We start from the raw sequence: 6491 nt of genomic DNA, 5'->3' as shown, positions 1-6491 counted from the left end.
GCCGCGTGCGCGCGCGCCGCGTCGAAGGCCGGCGCGGCCGCCGCGGCCTCGGCCGCCTGCTCGCGTTCCTTGCGCACGGCGCGCGGGGTCTCGATGGCGTGGATCGCGCTCAGCGCCGCATCCAGCTGCGCCGTCAGCAGCCGCTGCACCTGCGCCAGTTCGGTCGGCAGGGTCGGCGTGCCGGCCTCGCGCTGCGGCGAGCCGCACAGCCGCTCCGCCTGCGCCAGCGTGGCGGCCAGCTGTTCCAGGCCCAGGTTGGCGGCCACGCCGCGCACCTTGTGGCAGCAGGCCTGCGCCTCGGCCAGCCGGGTCTCGCTGTCGCTGGAGAACAGCCGCGCCAGCGAGGTGGCGGCGTCGCCGTAGTCGGTGGCGAAGCGGTGCAGCGCCTGGTGGTACTTGACCTCGTCGCCGGACCAGCGCTGCAGGCCGGTCTTCTGGTTCAGCACGCGCGCGCGCGCCGGCGCGTCGGCCACGGCCGGCGCCTGTTCCTGCGGCGGCAGCGCCATCACGCGGGCGATTTCATGCGACAGCGCATACCAGTCAACCGGCTTGGAGGCGAAGCCGTTCATGCCGGCGGCGGCGGCGGCCTCGCGGTGCGCCGCCAGCACGCTGGCCGTCATGGCGACGATGGGAATGGCCGGCGTGCCGCGCGCCTGCTCGCGGGCGCGGATGGCGCGCGTGGCCGCCAGGCCGTCCATCTGCGGCATCTGCATGTCCATCAGGATCAGGTCGTAGCTGCGCTCGTCCGACATGCGCAGCGCGGCGGCGCCGTCGCCGGCCCGCTCCAGCGTGTGGCCGCGCTTGTTCATCAGCAGGGTCAGCAGCTCCAGGTTCTGCGGCACGTCGTCGGCCGCCAGCACGCGCAGCGGCGGCAGCGGATAGGCGCTGCGCTCGGCGCTCTGGCTGCCGTCGTGGCGGGCCGGCTCCAGCGGCAGCGTCAGGTGGAAGGTGGTGCCCACGCCCTGGATGCTCTCGGCCCACAGCTTGCCGCCCATCAGCGCCACCAGCTGGCGGCTGATGGTGGTGCCCAGGCCGGTGCCGCCGAAGCGCCGCGTCATCGACGGGTCGGCCTGGGTGAAGGGATCGAAGATCGCTTCCAGCCGCTCCGGCGCGATGCCGATGCCGGTGTCCTGCACGGCGATCTCCAGCTGGCCCTGGGCCGCGCCGGCGCGCAGGCTGACGGTGCCGGCGGCGGTGAACTTGATGGCGTTGTCGAGCAGGTTGCCGAGGATCTGGCGCATGCGCAGCTCGTCGCCGTACAGCCAGGCCGGCAGCGAGGGGTCGTAGACGATGTCGATGGCCAGCCCCTTGCTGCGGGCGTTGCTGCCGAAGGTGGAGGCCAGCTCGTCGATCAGGCCGAGCAGGCTGTAGTCGTCCGGCTCCAGCTCCACCGCGCCTTTGTCCAGCTTGGCGGTGTCGAGGATTTCGTTGAGCAGGCGCAGCAGCGAGCGGCCTTCCTTGCGCACCGTGTCCAGGTGGCGCCGCTGGCTGTCGTCGAGTTCGGTGTCCAGCAGCACGTCGGTGAAGCCGAGGATGGCGTTCATCGGCGTGCGGATTTCATGGCTCATGTTGGCGACGAAGCTGGCGCGCGCGGCGGCGGCCTGTTCGGCGGTCTCCTTGGCCTTGCGCAGCTGCTGCTCCATCTGGCGGCGCTCGCTGATGTCGAGGATGACGCCGTCGATCCAGCGCAGTTCGGGATCGCTCTCGTCCTGGGTGACGGCGCCGTGCTCCCACATCCAGCTGGTGTGGCCGTCGGCGTGGCGCAGCCGGTATTCGACCTGGTAGGCGCTCAGTTCGTCGACGGCGCGGTCGATCTCGGCCTCGACGCCGGCGCGGTCTTCCGACACGATCAGGCTGCCCAATGTGCGGCTGCGGTCGTCGCCGACGAAATCGCTGGCCGGGTAGCCGGCCAGGCGCTCGATGCCGTCGCTGACGAACACCGGCGGCGCGTCGAAGCGCATGCTGCTGCGGAAGGAGATGCCGGGGATGTTGCCGATCAGCGAGCGGAACTGCTGCTCGCTGTCGCGCAGCGCCTGCATGATGGCGCGCCGTTCGCTGATGTCGGTGATGAACAGCACGAACAGGTCGCGCTCGGCCAGCCGCGCATGGCCCAGCGCGCGCCGGATCGGCACCCGGCTGCGGTCCTTGCGCAGCGCGATCACTTCGCTGCCCTGGCCGGGGATGGCCGAGTCCTCGGTGCGCAGGTAGTTGAGCAGGCCGTCCTGCTCGGAGCGCTGGGTGTCGTCCATCAGCACGCGGATATTGCGGCCGACGATTTCATCGCGGCGCCAGCCGAAGATGCGTTCGGCCGAGGCGTTGAATTCATGGATCACGCCGGCGCGGTCGACGGTGACGACGCCGTCGATGGTGGTGGTGAGCAGGGCGCGCATCCACGCTTCGCTTTCGCTTTTCTGGCGGAACAGTTCGCGGTAGCGCAGCAGGCCGTTGGCCGACATGATGAAGATGGTGATGGCGATGGTGATCAGCGAGATCGCCAGCGCCAGGAAGGTGCTGCTCTGTTCGGGGGCGCCGCCGGCTTGCGCCTGGCCGGCGAAGCGCGCGGCCGCCATGCCGGTGTAGTGCATGCCGGCGATGGCGCAGCCCATGACGGTGGCGCTGATCGCGCCCAGCACGCTGGACGACAGGCTGGTGTGCAGGCGCAGGCCGAAGCGCACCCACAGCGCCAGCGTGGCCAGCACCACGGCCACCACGATGGACAGGCCGAACATCAGCGGATCGTAGTACAGCGCGAAGGACATGCGCATGGCGGCCATGCCGGTGTAGTGCATGGCGCCGATGCCGGCGCCCACCAGCAGGCCGCCGAGCAGCAGCGAGCCGGTGCCGAGCTGGCGGCGGCTGATGATGGACAGGGCGATGCCGGAGGCGGCCAGGCTGGGCAGTACCGACAGCATGGTGACGACGTGGTCGTAGTCGACCGCCGTGCACAGGTTGAACGCCAGCATGCCGATGAAGTGCATGGCCCAGACGCCGCAGCCCAGCGCCAGGCTGCCGGTGCCCAGCATGATGGCGCGCAGGCCGCGGCTCTTGCTGGACTGGGCCTGGGCGACCACCTGCAATCCCATCCAGGAGGAAAAGATGGCTATCAAGATGGAGAGCAGTACCAGCGACGGCGTGTAGCTGCCGTATTGGATCAGCGCGGGATCGGCGGGCGGCGCGAACAGCTGCAGGAGAGTATCGAGATTCATAAGGTTTCCGCTGATGCGAACTGGGCACAGCAGAAACCTTATCACATAACAAGTACCGGCTAGTATCAGGATTTGGCGAAGGCCAGGAAATCGGCGTTGAACTGTTCCTTGTGGGTGTCGGTCAGGCCGTGCGGCGCGCCGGGATAGGTGATCAGCTTGGCGTGCTTGACGATGGCGGCCGAGGCTTTGCCTGCGGCATCGATCGGCACGATCTGGTCGTCCTCGCCGTGGATCACCAGCGTCGGCTTGTCGAATTTTTTCAGGTCGTCGCGGAAGTCGGTTTCGGAGAAGGCCTTGATCGAGTCATAGGTGTTCTTGTGGCCGGCTTGCATGCCTTGCGCATACCAGGCGTCGATGATGCCCTGCGACGGCTTGGCGCCCGGACGGTTGTAGTTGTAGAACGGACCCGAGGCGATGTCCAGGTACAGCTGGGCGCGGTTGGCGACCGAGGCGGCGCGGATGCCGTCGAATACCGACATCGGCAGGCCGCCCGGATTGGTGTCGGTCTTGAGCATCAGCGGCGGCACGGCCGAGATCAGGCCCAGCTTGGCGATGCGCTTGGTGCCGTGGCGGCCCACGTAGCGCGCCACTTCGCCGCCGCCGGTGGAGAAGCCGGCCAGGATGATGTTGTGCAGGTCCAGCGCTTCGATCAGCTGCGCCAGGTCGTCGGCGTAGTGGTCCATGTCGTTGCCGTCCCAAGGCTGGCTCGAACGGCCGTGGCCGCGGCGGTCATGGGTGATGACGCGGAAGCCGTTGTTGGCCAGGTGGAAGGCTGCCGACTCCCAGCTGTCGGCGTTCAGCGGCCAGCCGTGGCTCAGGATCACCGGTTGGCCGCCGCGCGGACCCCAGTCCTTGTAGTAGATCTCGACGCCGTCGCGGGTGGTGATGGTGCTGCCGTGCTTTTGCACCTTGGCGCCGGCTGCGGCATGGCTGTCGCTGGCGACGGTGGCCAGCGGCAGGGCGGCCACGGCGGCGGCTGCGCCGACCATGGCGGAACGACGGGATGGATTGACTTGCTGGCTTGCGCTGCTGGACATGATGGCTTCCTTTGAGGGTGAGTGATGAAGCCATGGTAGGGGGCTTTTCCCGCGCCGGGAACGCCCATACGTGCAATCCCGGATTGCGACTTTGCACATACCGCGATGGGGTTGCCGCCATCCCCGCCGAAAGGGAGAGGCGGGGCTTAAGACTTGCATGATTGCATTCTTTGCAAAACGCCATATACTTGGCGAGCTGATCCGCATATCGACGGATCTCACCTATGGGATGTGTAGAGACGATGGCTTTCCTGACCAAGAAGAAGATCGCGCTGGCCGTCGGCCTGCTCGTTATCGGCGGCGCCAGCGCCGCCTGGTATTCCAAAAGCAAGGCCCCGGTGGTGGAGCCGCCGCGCTTCCGCGTGGCCGCCGCCGACACCGGTAACATCACGCAGACGGTGACGGCCACCGGCACCATCAACCCGGTGGCGCTGATTAACATCGGCTCGCAGGTGTCGGGCACGGTGAGCGAACTGAAGGCGGATTTCAACGACCACGTGCAGAAGGGCCAGGTGCTGCTCAAGCTGGACCCGACCATCTTCAACGCCCAGATCCGCCAGGTGGAGGCGCAGCTGGCGTCGGCGCGGGCTAGCCTGCGCCTGGCGCAAGCGACCCACCAGCGCAACCAGACGCTGGTGACGCAGAGCTTCATCTCGCCGCTGGCGCTGGACCAGTCCAAGCGCGAGGTCGACGTGGCGCAGGCCAACATCCAGCTGGCGCAGGCGCAGCTGGCGCGCGCCCAGGCCGACCTGGACAACAGCGTGATCCGCTCGCCGATCGACGGCGTCATCATCAAGCGCACGGTGGACCTGGGCCAGACCGTGGCCGCCTCGTTCACCACGCCGACCTTGTTCCAGATCGCCCGCGACCTGACCAAGATGCAGATCGATACCAGCGTTTCCGAGGCCGATGTCGGCGCGCTGAAGGATGGGCAGGCGGCCCGCTTCGTGGTGGACGCCTATCCCGACAAGGAGTTCGATGCGCGCATGCGCCAGTTCCGCCTGGCCGCCAACGTGGTGCAGAACGTCGTCACCTACAACGTGGTGCTGGACGTGGACAACAAGGAAGAGCTGCTCAAGCCGGGCATGACGGCGCAGGTGCGCCTGCTGGTCGGCAACCGCCAGCAAGTGCTGCGCATCCCGACGGCGGCGCTGCGCTTCCGCCTCAGCGACGAGGAGGTCGAGAAGCAGGCCAAGAAGGACAAGGCCGCCGCCGCCAAGGCCGGCAGCGCCAGCGCGTCGGCCGCCGCCGTGGCCGTGGTCGAAGCGCCGCAGGAAGACGACGCCGCCTTCCGCAGCAAGAGCGAACTGGCGCGCTCGTTCAAGATCTACACCATGGACGACAAGAACAATCCGGTGGCCAGGGATATCAAGATCGGCCTGTCCAACTTCCGCTACACCGAGGTGGTGGGCGGCGAGCTGAAAAAGGGCGACAAGGTGATCACCCGCGCCATCAACGAAAAACAGGGTGATCTGTGACGACGGCGCCGCAACTGCTGATCGATATCCGCCAGGTCACCAAGAGCTACTTCTCCGGCAATGTCGAAACCCAGGTGTTGTTCGGCATCGACCTGGCCGTGCCGCGCGGCGACTTCCTGGCGGTGATGGGACAGTCCGGCTCGGGCAAGTCGACGCTGATGAATATCTTCGGCTGTCTCGACCAGGCCACCGGCGGCAGCTACCACTTGAACGGCATCGACACGCTGACCTTGTCGCGCGCGGAGCTGGCCAGCATCCGCAACCGCACCATAGGCTTCGTGTTCCAGAGTTTTAACCTGATCAAGCGCATGAGCGTGGCGGAGAACGTGGCGCTGCCGCTGATCTACGCCGGCGTGTCGCGCTCGAAGGCGCACGCCAAGGCGCTGGTGGAGCTGGAGCGGGTCGGCCTGAAGGACTATGCCAAGCGCACGCCCAACCAGCTGTCCGGCGGCCAGCAGCAGAGGGTGGCGATCGCCCGCGCGCTGGTGGGCGATCCGCCGCTGATCCTGGCCGACGAGCCGACCGGCAACCTCGATACACAGACCAGCATCGAAATCATGCGCTCCTTCCAGCAGCTTAACGAGGAACGCGGCATCACCATTTTGCTGGTGACGCACGAGCCGGACATCGCGGCCTACAGCAAGCGGCTGATGCGCCTCAAGGACGGCCACGTGCTGTACGACGGCCCGGCCGCCGAGGGCTTGCGGCTGATGTCGCAGAGCCATGATGCACTAACCGTATAAACTATATAAAACAATCATGAATCCTTT

Annotated in this window: 4 protein-coding genes; 2 read left to right on the top strand and 2 right to left on the bottom strand. The window is 67.4% G+C overall.

Annotated features, from left to right (window positions below; all coding sequences use genetic code 11):
* Together GEV01_RS18625 and GEV01_RS18620 are read right to left on the bottom strand one after the other, a co-directional pair.
* The coding region (locus GEV01_RS18625) for an MHYT domain-containing protein (RefSeq protein WP_152807043.1) at window positions 1-3206 on the bottom strand (3206 nt) is incomplete at its 3' end.
* Window positions 3207-3271: 65 nt separating this feature from the next.
* Window positions 3272-4243, bottom strand: a complete 972-nt coding sequence (locus tag GEV01_RS18620; protein WP_152807041.1) for an alpha/beta fold hydrolase — start codon at window positions 4241-4243, stop codon at window positions 3272-3274.
* A gap of 224 nt (window positions 4244-4467) precedes the next feature.
* Between GEV01_RS18620 and GEV01_RS18615 the strand changes: the two genes are divergently transcribed.
* Together GEV01_RS18615 and GEV01_RS18610 are read left to right on the top strand one after the other, a co-directional pair.
* A complete protein-coding gene (locus GEV01_RS18615) occupies window positions 4468-5721 on the top strand; it encodes an efflux RND transporter periplasmic adaptor subunit (RefSeq protein WP_235914414.1) in 1254 nt (417 codons plus the stop codon).
* Window positions 5718-6464: an ABC transporter ATP-binding protein gene (locus GEV01_RS18610; RefSeq protein WP_328595551.1), complete on the top strand. Its 747-nt coding sequence runs from the start codon at window positions 5718-5720 to the stop codon at window positions 6462-6464. Before GEV01_RS18615 ends, GEV01_RS18610 begins: the two co-directional genes overlap by 4 nt.
* Window positions 6465-6491 lie beyond the last annotated feature (27 nt).

Origin of the sequence: Rugamonas rivuli (assembly GCF_009380165.1) — a bacterium.
Lineage (GTDB): Bacteria > Pseudomonadota > Gammaproteobacteria > Burkholderiales > Burkholderiaceae_D > Rugamonas > Rugamonas rivuli.
Note: the sequence above shows the minus strand (reverse complement) of the source record. Positions and strands in the feature narration are given on the sequence as shown.

Coding starts and splice junctions, on each gene's coding strand:
- GEV01_RS18620 (WP_152807041.1), bottom strand. CDS start 4,243: ATGTCCAGCAGCGCAAGCCAGCAAGTCAATCCATCCCGTCGTTCCGCC.
- GEV01_RS18615 (WP_235914414.1), top strand. CDS start 4,468: ATGGGATGTGTAGAGACGATGGCTTTCCTGACCAAGAAGAAGATCGCG.